This is a genomic window from Kineothrix alysoides (assembly GCF_000732725.1).
GTDB classification, from domain to species: domain Bacteria; phylum Bacillota; class Clostridia; order Lachnospirales; family Lachnospiraceae; genus Kineothrix; species Kineothrix alysoides.
In genome coordinates, this window is sequence record NZ_JPNB01000002.1 from 217,304 (window position 1) to 236,498 (window position 19,195).

General features: G+C 45.8%; 13 protein-coding genes. All 13 read right to left on the reverse strand.

Annotated features, from left to right (window positions below):
* Positions 1-89: 89 nt before the first annotated feature.
* The 13 genes from CC90_RS0112025 to CC90_RS0112085 all read right to left on the reverse strand — a co-directional run bounded on the left by CC90_RS0112025 (position 90) and on the right by CC90_RS0112085 (position 19,019).
* Positions 90-1,076 carry a glycosyltransferase family 8 protein gene (locus CC90_RS0112025; protein WP_051869497.1) on the reverse strand — a complete coding sequence of 329 codons (987 nt, stop codon included), beginning with the start codon at positions 1,074-1,076 and terminating at the stop codon, positions 90-92.
* Between the two features lie 33 nt (positions 1,077-1,109).
* Entirely contained in the window at positions 1,110-3,440 is a 2,331-nt protein-coding gene (locus CC90_RS0112030; protein ID WP_031391018.1) for a hypothetical protein, read from the reverse strand.
* 62 nt (positions 3,441-3,502) lie between these two features.
* On the reverse strand, positions 3,503-4,948 hold the full coding sequence (locus CC90_RS0112035; protein WP_051869499.1) for a flippase: 1,446 nt from the start codon (positions 4,946-4,948) through the stop codon (positions 3,503-3,505).
* A 12-nt stretch (positions 4,949-4,960) separates the two neighbouring features.
* On the reverse strand, positions 4,961-6,913 hold the full coding sequence (locus CC90_RS0112040) for a leucine-rich repeat protein (protein WP_031391020.1): 1,953 nt from the start codon (positions 6,911-6,913) through the stop codon (positions 4,961-4,963).
* Between the two features lie 177 nt (positions 6,914-7,090).
* Complete coding sequence (locus CC90_RS0112045; protein ID WP_031391021.1) at positions 7,091-8,458, reverse strand: DUF4832 domain-containing protein; 1,368 nt, start codon at positions 8,456-8,458, stop codon at positions 7,091-7,093.
* Positions 8,459-8,498: 40 nt separating this feature from the next.
* Positions 8,499-9,242, reverse strand: a complete 744-nt coding sequence (locus CC90_RS0112050; RefSeq protein WP_031391022.1) for a glycosyltransferase family 2 protein — start codon at positions 9,240-9,242, stop codon at positions 8,499-8,501.
* Between the two features lie 31 nt (positions 9,243-9,273).
* Positions 9,274-10,506, reverse strand: coding sequence for a glycosyltransferase (locus CC90_RS0112055; protein ID WP_031391023.1), 1,233 nt, complete (start codon positions 10,504-10,506; stop codon positions 9,274-9,276).
* Positions 10,503-10,985 carry a DUF2304 domain-containing protein gene (locus CC90_RS0112060; RefSeq protein WP_031391024.1) on the reverse strand — a complete coding sequence of 161 codons (483 nt, stop codon included), beginning with the start codon at positions 10,983-10,985 and terminating at the stop codon, positions 10,503-10,505. The genes CC90_RS0112055 and CC90_RS0112060 overlap by 4 nt, the downstream gene beginning before the upstream one ends.
* A gap of 14 nt (positions 10,986-10,999) precedes the next feature.
* Positions 11,000-12,475, reverse strand: coding sequence for an exopolysaccharide Pel transporter PelG (gene pelG / locus CC90_RS0112065; RefSeq protein WP_035315685.1), 1,476 nt, complete (start codon positions 12,473-12,475; stop codon positions 11,000-11,002).
* Between the two features lie 23 nt (positions 12,476-12,498).
* Positions 12,499-13,983 (reverse strand): GT4 family glycosyltransferase PelF, encoded by a 1,485-nt coding sequence (gene pelF / locus CC90_RS0112070; RefSeq protein ID WP_031391026.1) that lies wholly within the window; start codon positions 13,981-13,983, stop codon positions 12,499-12,501.
* Positions 13,984-14,003: 20 nt separating this feature from the next.
* A complete protein-coding gene (locus CC90_RS0112075) occupies positions 14,004-15,830 on the reverse strand; it encodes a DUF2194 domain-containing protein (protein ID WP_031391027.1) in 1,827 nt (608 codons plus the stop codon).
* Positions 15,827-16,756, reverse strand: a complete 930-nt coding sequence (locus CC90_RS0112080; protein WP_031391028.1) for a hypothetical protein — start codon at positions 16,754-16,756, stop codon at positions 15,827-15,829. Before CC90_RS0112080 ends, CC90_RS0112075 begins: the two co-directional genes overlap by 4 nt.
* Before the next feature lie 85 nt (positions 16,757-16,841).
* Complete coding sequence (locus CC90_RS0112085; protein ID WP_031391029.1) at positions 16,842-19,019, reverse strand: sugar nucleotide-binding protein; 2,178 nt, start codon at positions 19,017-19,019, stop codon at positions 16,842-16,844.
* Positions 19,020-19,195: the final 176 nt, after the last annotated feature.

Sequence of the window (19,195 nt, forward strand, 5' to 3'; positions counted from 1 at the left end):
TTTTTGGTCATCGGTTTGCAAAATATGTTATAAAAATTTAATAATTGTATATTTATACTCTTTTACCCGGTCTTACCAATGATTTATGCCTACTCTCTCATATGAGTCAGCCAGCAGACGGACCGGTACGCCGCCTCAGAGAGAAGCAGAGGCATATGACGGTAAAACCACGAGAACGCTTTTACAGAAAATTTCCTGCTGTCCGGCAGAAGCGAATCCTCCTTCCACGGGGAGAGCGCTGCCGCTTTAAGATATTCCTCCTTCATCGGATGAATGCAGTTCTCCTCCCACGGCCTTCCTACCAAACCGGTAGTAAAATGAAGAATCGCCGGATCGCTCTTCGCCTTGTCAAGTTCTTCCTGAGAGTAGAAATTGTCCATGAAATAAATACGCCGTATGGTCTTTGCCGAAAAGGAATAAATATTCGACGTCGCATTGAAGCCTGGCTTTACTGCCAGCTTCCGCGCTCTGCATACGCCGTTGATGGTGCCTTGATCGTGATGCGGCACATTACCCTCAAACTTCCGGATGAATGCTATAAAGCGCTGCTCCAGTTCCTCTTTTCTCCAGCCCTCCAGATCTATCAGCAAAATTCCGGCATTTACATAATACTCGTCCTCATCCAGCCCTATTTTTTTCAGGAAAAAGCTGTCCACCGTATCCCTCACTCCGGCTACCAAATATTCCTCCATATCCGCATTCCAGAATTCATCTACCTTCCCCCGCACGATAGTGTCGCAGTCCAAATACAACACCCTCGTACAACTCTTTGGCAGAATAGATGCGAGAAACAGCCTCGCATAGGACGCGACAGATATTTTTCTGGCTCCCATGCGCAGGTCCAGGCCGGATACCGCCTCCTCCATGGAAATGAAGATGATTGTTCTGTCATACTGCCCGGAAATGGATTCCAGCTTGTTCTTATTTTCCTTTAAAATTCCGCAGTCCAGCACAAAAACTTCTATTTCCTCAAATTCCTCATTCGAGCGAAATAAGGACAGCATGGAAATTCCCAGATATTTTGCATAGTTATCATCGGCCGCATATGCGACGCATAATTTTTTTTCATCTGTCATATTTTTTGTTTCCTTCCCATGTTTCGCCCATTTTTACCACCCGTTCGTCTCTATCTCATCCGTATAATCCGACAAATAATCTACCTGCAGGTCATAAGGACTGTAAGGATTCTGTTTCATGATATAAGCGACATAAATATCATCCTCGTAATACACCTTGAAGTTGCGGGGATATATCTGTTTAAATTTCAGCGCCCAGTAATATGCCTGAGACTCTATCGTCGCCCTTTCGAAATAATAATCCTGTGTATTGGCGAAATATACGAAGTCCATCGCTGCATATTTCAAATCGACGTTTACCGGCCCGTAAAAGTAGTCCTGCAAGACCTTTTTTTCTATGAAGAAGAAAACATACTCCGTAGGGAAGGTAAATGCCTCCTGCTTCCCATTTACCATGTTGATAAACTCTGAAAGCTGGGTATGCCGGCCGTAATCCAACACATCATAATATTCGTCCGTGGGCGATACGATGGTAAAGGTATTTTTTTCATAGGACTTCTTTATATTTCTAAGCAGATATTCCGACTCGTTATAATACGCCTGGTTGATCTCGAAAAAGGAATGGTACCAGCCCAAGGTAATGATCATATAAGTCGTCCCTATGCAGACCGCTGCCGAAATCACATTTAAAACGGCCTGATAATACTTATTCTTCCAGCCCCCCAAGACACGAAAAGCAAAATCTACCGGGAGCATATAAATGAATCCGATGAAGGGTTCCGCAAAAGTAGAGGCTCTCGCTGCCGCTATCAGCTCCATCAGCCCTAATTGCTGAGCTGCTCCCATTGTACAGAGGATAATCATGTTAATAATCATCGCCATGTAATCGTGTCCATAGCATCTCGTCTTCTTACGCAGCATGAAGAGCACTGCGCAGACAGCTCCAGACAGCATGCAAAGGAACATCAGCCGAATTGCAGCATAACCGAACATGGCAAGAATACCGAAATTTATCAGCGCATTGGAATAAAACCGGAGAATTTCAATCGGTGTCATGGAGGAGTAATCTACCTCCACCTTTTGCGTTTCCTCCTCTGCCTCCTGATCGGCGTCCAAGGAGCCTCCTATATCGCCCCTATCAAGCGCTTGTGCCAGCTCCGATTGGTAATCGGGATCGCTGCCCACCCATTCCTCTCCTGTCATAACGCTGGTAGCCCAAGCCATGGATTCCTGAAACGGGATTCCTTTTGCCAGACAAGCCCCCATGGGAAGCACTGCGATGAACGCTCCCATGATACCGCAGAACAATAAGGGAATAAAATACTGCTTTTTAAATATCTTCGGAATATAGGCGATACCTATCGCCGCCACGAGGAAGATTGCAGCAATTGCCGTATAAAAATGATATGCAATGACCAGACCTATGCAGAGCATTAAGAGAATCTCCTCAGAGCGGATATATCTTCGATTGATATAGCAGCCCGCACGGAATACTCTGCGAAAACGGGAATCTCCTTCAATTACGAACTTTTTTCTATCTCCGTGCAAATACCTGATCATGAAATAAGCGATTCCTACTACCGCATACATCCCTGCCTCCTGCGGAAGGGAAGCTGCGTAGCGGCCCTGATTCAGCATCAAGCTGATAATCACGACTACTGTAACCGGAGTGTATTTCCCATAGAAAATTTCCTTCGCCAGAATAAATAATCCGATGAAGAGCAGAACCGTCTGATAGGCTCCTGCATAGAGCAGTATCTCACGCAGGTTCAGGCCAAACAGCACCCGTATGATGTATGTCATGGCATGCATTCCGAAGGGATAGATTCCGTCAGAAAACAAATTGCCCTGTTCCAGCTCATAAATCCAAGACTGGTGTACCGGTATGTCGGAGAACTGATAGCAATGATACCGCATAACGTTGTAAGTCAAAAACCATATATTATATACGATCAATCCTGCCATAAGGAGAATTTCCAGCCAGTGCGTCCGCATATAGCGCCAAATCCTCCAGCCGCCTGCCGTTCTTATAAACGTCTTCCACCATCCGGCAGCTTCACGCAGAAGATAGCTGACCAACCTGTCGTTCCTGTATGCTTCCCAGAAAGCGTCGGACCATCCCTTAAGACGGCGGAAAAGCTTTTTATCCGAAAAGTTCCAGAGAATCAGAAGATAAATAACGATATTGCAGCCGATTACCGTTCCTCTGCTGCATATATCCAAAAAACCAAGAAGGAGTACGAGATTAATCTGAAGGCTGGCCTGCGTAATCACGCAGAACCAGAAACGGTACGCATAGCTTTTGTTCTTAAGATGATTTTTCCATACGAAAAGCGGAATCAGGAAATCACGAGCCGCACAGCTTAGCAAAACCATTATCATAGACGATATATAAGCATTAGTATCGACGATCACCTTCTGCATCCCCTCCTTTATTATCAATTCCTTATTATTCAGCCGATGGCTTTCTGACAACCGGCTATGCCCTATGCTTTCAGGCTATAGATCATATCCTTCACACTCCGGTACTCTTTGCTTATAAATATCACATAGATGCCGCAGCCAAGCAGGTATACCGCGCCTCCCGCAAGAATCTGCATGGGAAGCAGCAGAAATGGATTAATATTCAGTCCGCACATGAAATAAGTCACCGCAAACTCCAGCCCCCCGCAGACCATAAAGGGCAAAAGCATCTTAACGAGCTGACCCAGCCGGTAGACGTCCTTAATATAGTGCATCTGATAAACACATACCAACACTTCCGCACACAGGGTGCCTATTACCGCACCCGAAGCGCCAAAGGACGGAATCAGCAGAAGGTTAAGAACAATATCCGTAACCGCTCCCAGCGTTACCGAACGGATATAAATATTTTCCCGCTTAAACGGAATCAAATATTGAGTCTGCACCATCTCCGCCAAGCTCATCGGAATCATGACCATAGCAAGCTCCATCGTCAGCACGATTGCCGGCACATACTCTTCTCCGAAAAACCACGGAATGAATACCGGAGAGACTCCGGCGATTCCGAAGCACAGTGCACAACTCACAAAGCTGTTAAACCGAATGGCATTCCTCATCTTCCGCATGCCCTCTTCAATCCGCTCGTTCGCCACCAGATTGGAAATTCTCGGAAGCATTACGGTATCCAGAGCGGACATTATTCCCTTGGGCAGATTAATGATATTCTCGGCATAAGTATAAAATGCTACAATTGCTGTACTCTTCGTCATCACGCCCAGCATGATTTTATCCATCCAATGATAGCTGCTTAGTGCCAGCAATGGAACAAACAGCTTTAAATTCGGCACGATATGGCAGGTGATATCCTCTTTTTTAAGGCTCACCCATTTTATCTGCCGGTACAAATAAGGAACGAGCAGGAGCTGCTCTAACAAAAAGCAGGCACTCATCACACATGTATAAATCCATAAATCCTTTTCCGAATGTACGAATATGAAAACGCCGATGATAATGAGCGTTCTGGAAATCAGGCTCCGAATCATCGTGATGCGAAACCGCTCCATGCCATAAAAGAACCAGCTAACGTCAAAGAGTATGGAGCACACATACATAAGCTGCATCCAATATACGACGCTGTCCGCTTTAAAAACCGTCACGATGAGAAGGATGAAAAGGAGAATGGAAATGATAGAGGTAACCGCCTGCATGGCGTAGATTCCCCAAAACACTTTGCTCCTCTTCTCTATATCATCCCTGCAGGATGCGATGCTGCGATTCCCGTAATTATCCAATCCCAGCTTGCCGAACATAATAAAATAGCAGGCTACCGTACTGGAAAAGGCATAAAGTCCCACCTGTCCCGCCCCCAGCACACGAGCCACATAGGGAGTGACAATCAACGGCAGAATACAGATGGACAGCCGGTATATTACATTGTATATATAATTTTTCTTCACTTGTGAACCCATTGATAACATCCTTTAGCCGGCAGAAGCAGCCTCATTCCCTTCGATTTCGGGAATCCGCACCTGCGTATGCCTGTCGAAGGCCGTAGGCGAGATAGAGGTATCTCCTGACATTATAATTGCATTAGTAAGCGAGGTACATTTCGCAAAAGCCTGGTGATTAATGGAAAGCACCTTCTTAGGTATCTTGACGAGCTTTAAGCTTTGGCAGCCATAAAAAGTCCGTATAGGAATCCGCTCGATTTGGTTCGGAAACAGAAAATAATCCAGCGACTCACAGTGCATGAACGCACACTTTCCTATGCTTTTCAGCGCATCGATCTGTGGAATGGCCACCGTCTCCAACTCCCTGCAATAGGCGAAGACATAGCTTCCCACCGCTTTTACCCTTCCGGTCAGAACCACATTCTGCAGTCCTAAGCAGCCTAGAAAAACACCATTTTCTATCGTCTCCAATATGCTGTTCACACCGAATTCCACCGACAGCAAGCCGGTACATCCCAAAAACGCATAGCGGGGAAGCTTGCTTATTGCGGTGGGATATAAATGGTTCGCCCTTTCCTCCCCGCGATGCAGGTAGGTAAAGGATAGCTGCCTTAGAGAACAGCATTCGGCAAAGGCATATCTGCCGATTTGCACAATATTGGAAGGCAGGCTCATCGTTTTTAACAGGCGGCAGCCCGTAAAGGCATAGTTTCCTATTTTACCCAGACGACTTCCTTCTTTAAAGGTGACATGGCGCAGATTTTGGCATTGATAAAAAGCGTAGGACTGAATTTCCAGTACTGTATTAGGTATTTCCACGCTGACCAGGTTGTCACAGCCATAGAACATGCCTTTCTTAATTACTGTCACATATTCGGGAATGACGATACTTTTAAGCTTTTTATTGAAGCAAAAATCGAGAGACTTCTTCTCATTATATTCACGGGCGGAGGAAAACTCAAGCGGTATTTCTTTATCCGCCTCCGGCTCATAAGGAACCTTCAGCGCTTTTACCTTTTCCAGCTTCCCTTTTTGAATCATGCGGATATCCCGGTTCAAACGAAGCTTCCCGAACAGCATAGAGACAGCGCGCCTATTCCATTTCACCGTATAATAAATATTCTTTGCTGTCTTTTTGAAAAACATCCAGACCGAGCGTGCCGGCGACTTGACAAAGTACATATAAATATAGATGAAATAGTTCAGCCACATATAATTAATTCTGGCAAGAAAGAGCATACGCCCATAAAAATTCTGAGCCATACGCCTATTTACCACAAAAATCTCCGTATATTTATACAGAATCTTTTGTCCATCCGTAAAATCATTCCAGTCGTAGTCTTCGTCGACAGACGTAATCCGGCATTCACACAAGGAATCGGCAGGAAACAGAACCTTTTTCCTGCGGCTTAGCCGAAGCAGCATATCTCCGTCACAAAAGTTGACAAACTGCTCATCAAAGCCACCCTCTTCCAGCACCACCGCTCTTCTGTAAATGACCTGCCCCGGACTCCTCGCAGGATTGTTCATCAGCCATAGCGAGGAATCCTCCTCCGGATGTTCCAGCAAAGGCTCTACTTCCAGTTCCGCTCCCCGCTCATCCATGAGTATCCCGCCGCTGCAGGAGGCCGCCGCATCCGTAGACGCTTCCAGCCCGGCTATCTGCAATGCCGCCTTACCCTGAAGCCATATATCATTGCTGCTCAAGTAGGCGATATACTCTCCCTCTGCACTCCTAAGCATCTGATTGCGTATAGCGGCAATCGAAAGAGAGGGGTCCAGCCGTACATACTCTACCTCCGGAAAATCAATCAAATCCTCCTGCATCCCCAGACTGTACAAACTGTCGGGCTCATTGGCATCCACCACCAGCACCTTAATAGGTGCATAGGTCTGGCGGAGGACACTTTGCAACGCCCGGACAAAGCTTAACGAAGTATTTCTTTTTGCGATTAAGATAACATTCAGTAATAAATCCGACATAACTTTTCCTTTACTTTTACACGGGAACTAAACTCCCTAAAAACGTTACTGTTCACTCCGTTCTCAGCAACACATGATTTCTGCATTTAAATTCGCTCCGCGAAGCAGAAATCATCTCTTAAATCACGTTCTTACGTAGCTTAACAGCAAGTGTTAGGCTACTGTATGAACAGTAACCTAAAAACCCACAGTAAAATTACCCAGCTTATAATTCCCCATATGATCCGGCGTCGAGAAAGTATTGGCTATTTGAATCACCCTATCCATCCGCGGGTCATAAATTCCCATACATAAAATATAGCTGCTCCGGTTAAACTGCTCCGGAGGAATCAACGCTTCCAGGCTCACAAGCTCTTGCGGCATCCACATGCGAGTGTCCGTATCTACCTCGTATTCGTATATCCCGGAAAACGAAGCGTCACGAATCACGAACTTCACTTCGTATTTATGATAGCAGGGAGCGAAGCCCCGATTGACTATCTTAACCGCAGTCTTAAGCCTTCCGCTTTTATCCGGAACAAGGGACAGGGACGCTTCTTCCAGAGAAAACCGGTATCCCAAATGTGCTTCTATGTATTCGAAGGCCGTTTTCTCCCTCCACGGAGCCTCACTTACCCCTGACTTAGAAGACTTCCATTTATTCAGTACCTTTTCATCATAATCACTGTGAAGGTAAGAAATCCTCATTTTCCTAAGCCCCTCCAGCGCCGGTCCCACATCGTTGCCCGGACCTTCGTTAATGACCTCGCCTCCATTGGAGACATACCGGCACAGCTGGTTCTGGAATTCCAGTTCATCTTTTCGTACCCACTTTTCGCTGTAGGACTTGGAATCTTTCATTCCCACATTTCCATAGGTTCCAAAATCTGTGTCCGAAGCCATGATGCCGTCGTTAAATAAGGAAAACCGCGCCTTCTGAATATCAGTGAACGCGTTAACCCATTCTAACGGCTGGTAGGTCTTGAAAAGAGTCCGCCAAAAGTTGGGACATCTCAGCGCTATCTGAGTGCTTTCCCCCGAACATTCATATAACTGTCTGGCCAGCCTGGCAATGTGACGTTCGCTTAAGTAACGGGAATTGTGCATCTCTCCCCAGCTTCCGATAAAGAGACCTTGAAGAATGTAAATATGCTTCGTATATTCCTTCAGCAGCGGAGCAAGCTGGCTCATATGGTTCATGATAACAGAAATGTCCTTCGGCTCGCTCAATATCCCCTTGCCCTCCCAATCGTATAGGAAGCGCACCACCATTTGCTTTTCCAGCTTCGCAAAACGTTCAAAAATCATGCGCACTACTTCTAAAGCTTCCCCCGTCAGCTTAGTCTCATTAAAGTGCAGAAGGTTGATCTCCACAAGGCAAAGCTGCCTCGAAGGCTCCACTCGCACCTCTTCGATAGGAATTCCCTCTACAGCCTCTATTTTGCTGTCAGCAAAAAAACGGTAGATGGAATAAAATCCACAGTATGGATTGTGCAAAGCCTCCGCCTTCTCCGTTCGGGGAAGCGGAATCCATTTCAATTTCGTAACCTTATCCTTGTATTCCATAAGAAAATTCCCTTCTGCATCATCTTACTTCTACATCTTCTTACTTCTGTAATCCTCTTCTTACTCGAATGAAAACCGTCCAAATGCTAAGAGGCATAATCATCATATAGGTCAACTGTTTCATAAGGCCGGTATGCATGCTCACTCCTGCCGTCCTTTCGTGCATGACGGCGGCAGTCTCCTCCACCCGGTAGCCCAAAAGAAGCATCTGTATTATCATATTGGCATCCGGATAAAAATAATCAAAGTTACCGTAAATAGAATAATAAGTGAATGCCTTTCTATTCAGTCCCTGTAAACCGGACGTCGGGTCCGTAATCTTCTTGCCCGTCATCCTCTTGATCAGCCATGAAAACATATTGATGGACATCCTCTTTATTCCGGAAATATGAAAGGATTCACTTCCCTCCACAAACCGCGAGCCTATGACGATGTCCGGCAGGCTCCCGCCGCCGTCAGGCGTCGTCAGGCATTGATAGATATGGGCAATATTGGAAATATTGTGCTGCCCATCAGCATCCAGCTGTATGACATACTCATAGCCCCGGCGCACTGCATATTTATACCCTACTTGAAGCGCAGAGCCGTATCCCAAATTAAACACATGGGTAACCAGAGATACGTGGTACGACTTTGCAATATTCCCCGTCATATCCCTGGATGCGTCATTGATTACAAGAATATCGGCGAAGCTGCGTATTTCCGGCTTACAAAGCTGATCGAACAAAGCCGTCATATTCGCTTCCTCGTTAAATGCGGGAACAATGATCAATACGTTATTCATAAAGCAATCCCTCCTTCGTAACAGTTTGGCCTTACGGCAAAACCGCGCATTTCTCCTCAAGCATCGAAAGCAGTTCTTCCAAGTCCTCGGGAAATTCCAGCTTTTTCTCAAGTACATGCTTCTCATAGCTTCTTCTAAGCTCCGGATCATCGATTACTGTTTTCAGTCCCTCCGCCAGATTATCCGCCTCCAAAGTCAGAAGCATACCGTCGTAGCCATGCTCGATCTGCTCCCGGTTGCCGGTACAGTCCGACGCAACAATGGCCTTTCCAAGAATCTGTGCTTCCTCTATAGCAATGCTTTTCCCCTCATAGCGGGTAGCATGGACGTAAATATCTGCCTGTTTTATATAAGGATAGGGGTTTTCCTTCACCCCAAGGAGAAAAAAATCATCCTCCAGCCCGAACTTTCGAATCAACTGCTCCAAGGGCTTTCGCTCCATGCCCTCTCCGATTACATACCAGCGCGCGTCATAGCCCTGCGCTCGCAGCTTGGCTAACGCTTCCACCGCGATATCATAGCCCTTCTGGTAATGGAGCCGTCCTACGGTAACAAGGCGCACTCCCTGAAAGTCATCTGTAAAACCTGTATTCTCCTGAGCTTTTTTCCTAATTCCCCGGATATCCAAAAGGTTGCGAAACAGCCGAATCTTATTCCGGTACTGTGGATAGACCTTGCAGAACTTTTCTCCTACCTCTTTGGATACGACGAAAATTTTCTCCGCTTCCTTATAGCAATCCTTATCCATATCTAAAGTATAACCAGCCTTTTCATAATCAATGTGGATAAAGGCGGCTTTATGTTTCGCATTTACCTTGTCCGCAAGGCAATAGGCCGATGCTCCCTCTATGTAAGCCACCGCTAAATCATAGTCACCCGCTATCGCAGAGCGCCCATCAGCTAACAGCCTCCAAAAGAGCTTGTCATATTGCAGCTTCCTTCCCGTCTTTTTCTGCATGCGAATATTGCGCCACATGTAAGGAAGCAAGCGAAAACCGGTCAGCTTATAGAAGAACGAACGGAACACCTCTATACTAATGTACACATGACCTTTAAAAGAGAGAACCGAACCATTCCCTGTATGCTTATTCAAAATGTGAACACCCACAGGCACCTTGTCGAACAACTCTCCGTAAGGAATGACCGCGTAGAGGAAAAGCTCATATTCCTTCATAGAATCAAGCTTATTAAGAAGCTCGATCAAAGCAGTCTCTGCCCCGGCCCGTCCCATTGTGTTGATAATAAACAATATACGTTTTCTCATTCTGTCTGCTCCGTGCCGGAATTCGTCGGTTCTTCAGAATTCATCGGCTCTACAGAACTCTTTTGTTCCCCAATGTCCACATCGGCCCTGGCGGTTCCGTGCAGATGTACCAAATCCACGTCCCTTTCTATCAGCACCTTCAAATGACTGTTCTCCTCATTCAGCAGAGAAACCTGCATCGCCAGCTCCTGCACTCTGGAGGACAGCTCCGCGATAGAATTATAGCAGTTGAATATCCCATAAGCCGCCAGAACGACAGCCAGTGCAAATATAATAGAAGGCGGATATTCCACCGCAAACAAATCGGAAATAAAATAAACCAGCCGGGGAATCAGCCCGAATAAAATGATGATAACTCCCCCGCTAATCCAGAACAAACTCTGCTTCTCCGTCATCTTACGGACGATACTGGCCCTGCGTGCCATATAAATCAGAACAATACCCGTAAAACATACAAAAATTCGAAGTGTAATAGACATATGTGCCCTCCTTGTCATTGTGCCTTTGTTTTTTTCAAATCCGTTTTTCCTCTATATATATTATAAACATCTTCTTCCGGCATATCCGAAGCCACCTGCTTCAATACCGTTCCCCTGCAGAAAATGTGATTATCCAAGTTTTTCTCCACGTAACGAAGTCTTAAATAAGAAAAAGTAAACGCCGCAAATGCTGCTGCCGTAAATCCCGCACCATACCAGATGGCCGGCAGTCCGGCGGAAAATATGGAGCCTATAAGCGCCACTCCCGCAAATATAACACCGTTCAGCATCGCTCCGGTCAGATCATCGAAGTAATACAAAAATAAAAGCTCCGAATACATCAAAAAGGAAATAAAATATCCCACTGCAAGCTGGGGATATATTTCCATGACCATTCCCGAGAATCCCATAAAGGGGAGTACCACAATCGCAACCAAATAGATAATAACTGACACGATGAACTGAATATGCACAAGGGAAAGAAGCTGCGAGGAAAGCCCCCGGAACATCCGCTTTTTCGCCTTCTGAATGCTGTCCAGCTTGCCGCCTATAACGGCCTCCGTATAATCCTTATATCTTTCATGAAAGTGCATCTCCACTCTTGAGATGAACAGCACGCTGGCAGAAATATTAGTGAACATAGCAAGACAGGATGCCATGTCATAGGGTTGGTTGCTGACATAGGTATTACGGACAACCATATGCCACGGTTGAGCCCAGAATACGAAATTATGAATAAACAGCCCAAGCGTATACAGGAAATTAGAAGCAATCAGCTTCCAGTATATTCTGTAATAACGAAGCACTGCTTTATAGTTTCGGCTGTTAGCAGGAAAATATTGCAGCACATTGGCAAGCTCCAGGGATGCAATCAGCAAAAAGCCTATGGTCAGCGAAAGCAGCATGCTATACGTAATAGAAAATCCCCATCCGAAACGAAAAATAACGGACAGAACAAAGCTAACACCCATACCGCATATAAAATATAAGGATATTTTCTTATACTGCTTTAAAATCGAGTTATACACCATCGTCGAAAAGGTCAGCGAAAGTCCCAAAAATCCCATATAAGTAGTAAACACATAGTATACAGGCACACCGCCCACTATGGTTTCATAAATATAGAAGGGAATCGCCACCATAGAAGAAAAGGTCAGGTTTGTGATTGTTCCCACATAAATGCAGGGTCTGATGTCCTCATACCGCTGCTCATAGATCCTATCCGTCTGGAACTTCGACAGCACCGAGTTAAAAGGGGCAGAGGTCAAAAGGGAAAAGATAAATATGTAGAGAATACTGCTGGAAAATGTCTCCCTTTCCAGATACCCTACCGTATCGAAGCCCAGAACCTTATACATTGCGAACAAACAGCCGATGACCACCAGCATAGGTGCAATCGTATATACGAAGCTAAAGCCTATCCCATAAAGTGCAGCTGTTACCGACCGCTTATCGAATATTTTATTTAACTGAATGCCAAGACCAGCCATACGCTACGTTTTCCTTTCTGCCATTATCTTTCTCTTTTTCCCGAAGGGCTCTCTGCAATCGACGGGGGGACGAATATCTCCTCCGTATATTCCACCGAACCAAGCGTTCGATATATCTTACGGTAAGCTTCCTCCATATAGACGCTTTTATATTTGCGCATCAGGCGTTTATAACCATTCTCGCCCATCCGGTGGGCCATATCAGGATGCCATGCCAGCCTTAAAATTGCACGAGTGATTTCGGAAATATTCATAACAGGTACCACAATACCTGCCTCTCCGAAGGAATCATCTTCCCCGTAAACCAAGCCGTAGCAGTTGCCTACGTTAGTGGCGATGCAAGGCTTCTTCGCCGCAAAGCCCTCCAGAATCGTAAGCGGCTGTCCCTCGCTGATGCTGGTAAGAATCGTCATATCCATCCGCCCTATATAATCCGTCGTCTGAATGCTTCCTGTAAATTCGATATTTTCCGCCTGCAAAGCCTTTACAAGATCTTTGCAGTCCTGTGCATATTCCGGATTCTCATCGTCCGGTCCCATAATCCAAAGCTTTAGCAGCGGTTCCTTTTCATGTGCGTAATAGAATGCGTTAATCATCGTCTTTACATCCTTAATCGGTGTCACACGAAGAATTGCACCGACATTGATATAAGGGTCCTCCGGGTCCTTCCCGGGAACTGCCGAAAACCGCTCCGCATCGATGCCGTTGGGCGTCACGATAGCCTTTCCTGCAGGGCATCCCAGCTCTATCTGCAAGGTGCGCGCATGCTCAAAAAGCGAAGTCACCAAATCCGCATAGTAATACGCGCATTGAGACATTTTACGAAACTGCTCGATCCAAATCGTCTTATAAACTCCCTGCACCCATTTTGCCTTAATAATTTCCTCTTCCCTCTCCCTTGTGTAAATACCGTGCTCGCTGACGAGCAGCTTGGAATCGGGATACATGGACAATGCCTTGCTGCCGATGATTCCCGCATAGCCTGTCGCCACGCAATGGTAAATATCAGCCTTGGGCGGTTTACACTTTAACGCGAAAAAAAGCGGCAGGTAAATAGAGCGCAATGTCCATAAAAAGTCAGAAAAGGTTATATCCGAAAATTTCATGGAATAATATTCCTTCGCAATCTCTAAAAATTCCGGGCTCATCAATATACGGTCAATGGAAATGTTCTTTCTGTTAAACATAGAAAACACTCTTATCCAGTCCACATCCTCGCCGATGACCAGGCCGCGCAGGGCCTCAGTCTCCTCACTGCTTAGATGGAACCGCTTCTTCCCCGCCTTACTGTGTCCCACCCAGTCCACATCCTGAAGATACACCTCGTGGATTTCCGTCAGATTATCCGGAAGCTGGTAGGCAAATTTCCCGCTTACACTGCGGTCTGCAACAATTGTAATCAATTTAAATTCTATATTCGGAAATAACCGAATGATGCTATGTATCCAACTGGATACACCGCCGACAACATAAGGATAACAGCCCTCTGCTATCATGCACACAATCATATCCAATCCTCCTGCCAGTCTTACTGCGGGTTACTGGGAACTGTCTTGTTATTTTTCGGCTTTTCCAAGACATTTTCCTCCGTCAGATAAATCCTTACCTCCGGTGCCAGGGCCCTGATCAGCCAGGCCGTATCGGAAAGCTTCTCCACATCAGCATTCTCTGCGGATTCCACGCTGTTATTATAGGTACAAAGCACAAAATAAGCCTCTTCTTCGAAATTCTTCATCCGAACCGTTATGCCCTTTTCTTCCCTTTCATAAATATAATCCAGCGCCATAAAACGTCTGATACGCTTTTCCATTTCATATACGGACACCATGTCCAGCTTGGAAAAATCTTTGAAATACGTATCTCCCTTAGACCATTCCAGGCTTAGATTGTTCCATTCGTCCTCATCGCTTTCGGGGTAAAATACCCGTCCGATATCTACTTCCATATTGCACATTCCGAGGGCATTTTCCACACAGATCATACGCAGATCGTCCATCGTTTCATGCTGGTAGCCGTCCTGATTGAATTTTACGGAGAGGACTCCGTCATCCAAAAAGTCTATCAGGGAATCCCCCTCTTCGTATCCCGACATAATCAGCCTTATATCTCTCAAGTGTTCATAGTCCGCATTCCCGGCTATCTCCTCGGGCTTAAAGTCCGCCGCGTACAAAGCCGTAAGGCCGTATTCCGGTAAGTTTTCCTCCAGGAACTGCTCATTATCTTCTTGTACTTTGGCAAGGCCCGTATCCGATACATGGTCAAAGGATAGGCCCATGTCTCCCGGAAGCTTACTTATTTCCCTCAGGTAAAAGCTAAGGTAATCTGCACGGTCCTTGTCCTGCGCAGCATAATCCAGTTTCGGGGAGGCAAAAAAGCTATAGGAGCTGCCATAATTTTTCAATATCTGGACGATGCCTGACCAAAGCAGATCTCTGGCTACTGCCTCTGAACTGCGGCTGTACAGCTTCTGCATCGTCTCATCGTTCTCTCCGGAAAAATACGGATAATTCAGCACAGAAATCGTCTGCGCATTGACAATAGGATAGAGAAAGACGTCTCCCTCCTGTGCCATAAAGCCGGTAAGGATGCCTAGCAAGGGCACTCCGTTAAAAACATCGCTATTCACTGCGAAGACGAAAGACTTTTCAGTCGTAGTCTTCCAAAGAAGAGGCGGCAGCTCTTTATCTTCAATTCCAAGCTCCTTCTGATTGTCCAGGATACCTACCGCATACACTTCATAGCCCGACGCCAGAGAATAATACGGCACATCGATTCGCGTATCGTCCTCCTCACCGAAGTAGTCGCCCTCCTTATACACCCTCTCCTTACTTAACATAAAATCAGAGAATATCTTGATTCCATCCGCTTCCATCTCCTCTTCCACTCCCGCTTTGATACCGAAAAAAGCGGCGAACTGCGGGTCTGCAACGATTGCACTGTAATCCGGAAGCTTTGTGAAAATCATAGTCTTTCCCAGATTCGCATAGGAGTAAAGAATGTCGCTGTCCTCTGCCGTCAGTTTATAATCGCTAAATAACAGCAAATCATAAGTATCAATTTCCTCCTCCGGTACCCACGAGGTATAAAGCTGATAGGAGTACTTATTGTATATACACCACTCTTCAAGAAGCTTGGCCGCAGCAGTTTCCCCATCCGATGAAAGGATAGCCGCCCTTTTCTTCTGTTCCGCAGAAAAGACCTCCCTATCCTCATAACTTACCTCTGCCTTGTCCTCTGCCCTGATATTTTCTGACGCATCCGACAATACATGGGACGAAACACCGGCAAACATGAACATGAAAAAGACCATAAACAGCAATATAAAAATTACAAAATAATTTCCTTTTGAAATCATAAGCTTCTATCCTTCTGGTTACCGTACAGCCGAAACAGATTCAGAATCTCTTCATCTGCTGCCACATCGCTCTCGCCAAACTCGTCCAGGCAATTAAAAAAAGCAGCTTGATTGCGCTGGTTATAATATAAATGCAGTCTCGCCTTAAAAGTATCCAGCATATTAGGTCTGTACTGTACGGCTCTGGATACCCATTTATCCGCCATATTATATTCCTTAATAGTAATAAACCAATCCGCCATCCAAAGATAATGAGTCGCACTCATATACCATAGATTATGGGTAAAAAGATTCTCCGCGACATTATCCAGCGTGTAAATATAAGCCTCCTGCTCCATATTCGTCATGATTTTCATCTTCAGGACATCATGGATATAATTGAAGGTAAGAAGGTTCATCTCTACGTCCTCAGGAAGCTTCTGGGTATGCTCGATCATATTCTGGGCAGTGGAACGAAACTCCGACAGCGCATCGAGAATGACCGAAGCCGCATAGTGGGAAGTCTCCGTATCCTTACTGTTCATGGCTACCGCAATGCTGGCCACTGTTCTCTTCGCATCGTTTCTAAGCGCATCAAGAATCAGGCGGCGAAGGCTGAGCGTATCCGAAACCGCCATGGCATCCTGAATCGGCACATAATTCATCTCTGTCTCTATATCCGGCGGCAGAATAAGCTTCTCCCGTTCCTGACTGAAGCTTACATCGCTCATATCCACGTTCTTCCTACGGTTCAGAAATCCAATAAAACGGCTAAGCAGCAAATACAGCAGCCCGAAAAAAGGAACGATAAAAATGAACCACGCAATCAAAAAACCTGTGCCGCGCCTACCCTTTTTCTGGAAGCAGGCCCAGACGAATATGCCAAATGCCACGAGTACATTCCCTATGCAAATTGCCATAACCGGCCAAAGTCCTGTCGTATCCATATAAAAGCAACCATTTCCTTCCCCTATTTTATAGTTCTATTGTTATTTAGCCTGCGTCGTCATAGTACCCCCATATAACCAGAAATTATATCTTTTTCTCCTGATAAGTAGCGATTCCGTTCTCTTCCAGACGTGCCTTTACATATGCCGACTCGTTCTTATTCGTGTTGGTCAGGAGCACCCCAATATTGCCGCCCTGTACCATACCCACATAATCCGTTTCGCGCAGCAGCAAGCGGAGTTTATCGTTAAGCTCCGTAAGCGGCATGCCTTCCGCTTGGATATAGAAAACGCTGGACTGCGCATATCCCTTCTCCCCCGCATTCCGATAAATATCTAACATCGACTCGAAAGCCTCCTGCTGAAGGATACCGGTTCCGGGGAGAAATCTGCGGTATACCAGAGCATCCATATAATCCGCATCGCGCACCACTACAGCGTATACGAGGGCACCTACTACCGATAGGAGATTTGCTTGGTACAAGGTCATCTGCTCATAGGGAATATTCCAAAGCAGTACGATGATTCTCATATTACCTTTATCGTCAAAAAGTGCGCTTCCCATCATAGGAAGTTCTGTGTCTAACGACCGGTTAATATAAACCTGCTTCTTTATCAGCACGTCAAACATTGCCGCGTAATCGGCCATTGCCAACGATTTGCCCAGAGAGCGGGCCTTCTCGCTGGAAGCGGAGGCCAGACGGCAATAGCTCTCGTTGGAAACGAGATAGATAGAAACATCCTTCGTCTCCATAATCTCCGATAAAGTATCGAGAGCGGAAAACAGCACCTCGCCCATCTTGGCCCGCTCAAGCCTCGAAGTGATTTCGTAAATACGTCCAACACCTTCCGCACTGCTGATCAACTTTTCTGCAAAATAGTTCTTAAGCTTCGTATTGCTGGAATTAATTACTGTAATATCACTCAGTCTGTCCGCAAGAAAGTCGATTCTCTCGTTCTTATCCTCCTCCGTCTCGCGGAACTTATCCTTCAGATGTCCCACTGTCAGGCCAACAACGAAAATCTGAGCGGTCCATATGTAAGTATTGATATCTATTAATAATGAAAATCCGGACGTCGTATACATCTGCCCGAAGCAGTATCCGATTACGCTGAGCAAAGCGGATAAAATCGCCTGCCGCCTGCCGTGTACCACTGCGAAAAGAAGCACATATAATAAGTAGAAGTTAATCTGTCCGAAATAAATGCTATCTGCTACCCTGTTGTTCAATATATAGACAGGAAAGAAAAAGACTACAGTCTCCAAAAACGGAACTGCCTTTTTCAGCAGGCGAAGCATCCGGTCCCGAAGTCTCTTGCCCCCATATTGCTCGTCACCATGTAAAAAAAGATTCTTATGGCGCTTCATATGAGCGATAATCATAGGAATCATTTCTTCGTACCCGGTCCGCACCTGAAAGGAGAATTCCGAGCAAAATCTTTCATTGGATAAAATGACCCGCTGGCGCAGGCCTATGGTACGGTCCACGATTTCCACAGGGTGTGAATATTTTTCCCGGATGAGCTCAGCCACCTTGTCCTCCGTTACTTCCTCCCTGGAAGAAACATGGTAAAGCTTATATTTTCTCTCCGGCGCATCGATTAACAGGTATACCGCTTCCACGCCATCCTTCACATACAACGCAGACAGTACCTTCTTCGCGTTCACGTACAATCTGCCGGATACTAACGCCTTCATACACATCTTGGAATAAATATCGGTACAGGATTCTCGATCCACCGGAATACCATACATACGGGCAATACGCAGAACAGTTACTTCCATCTGCGTCGTCGCATTAAAGTGCATTGCCAGATTCTCCCCTTGGGAAATCGTCATTCCCTGAAAGCTATTCGGCGAAGCCGGCATCTCCTCCCTGATATCCACCGCATATTCATCCTCATATACCCTGTCCGAAGACACATAAACAAAATGTCGTACACCGAAGGACGCCGCCGCCATGAGGAGATTACTCAGTCCGGCAATATAGTTCAGTGACTCCTCCTGCACGTGGTCGTCCTCCCATCGATAAAGCGGATCATAGGCCCCCATGAACAAAATTGCATCCGGACGGCAGCTTGTTATGACCTCTTCCACGCTGGCACTGTCATAAGCAAAGGTATACTGCTCAAATACATGTGCAGGCTTCACAAGCTTCTGACTATTCGTAAGCGTATAAATATGCCATTTTTCTTTATAGAATTTGTTGATCAATTCCTCCGTAAAGGTTCCGTAGCCACCTACGATCAATATGCTACCCATACTATAATTTTTTCTCCCGCTTTTTATGAACACGAATTAAGTCTTGAATATAACTATAATACATCACTTGTACGTATTCAAGTGAAAATCCTATATTTAGTATATAAAGGCACGTTCTCCGCATATACTAAGACTCGAATAATGTCAAAATCCATCCGACATTGACAACGCAATCT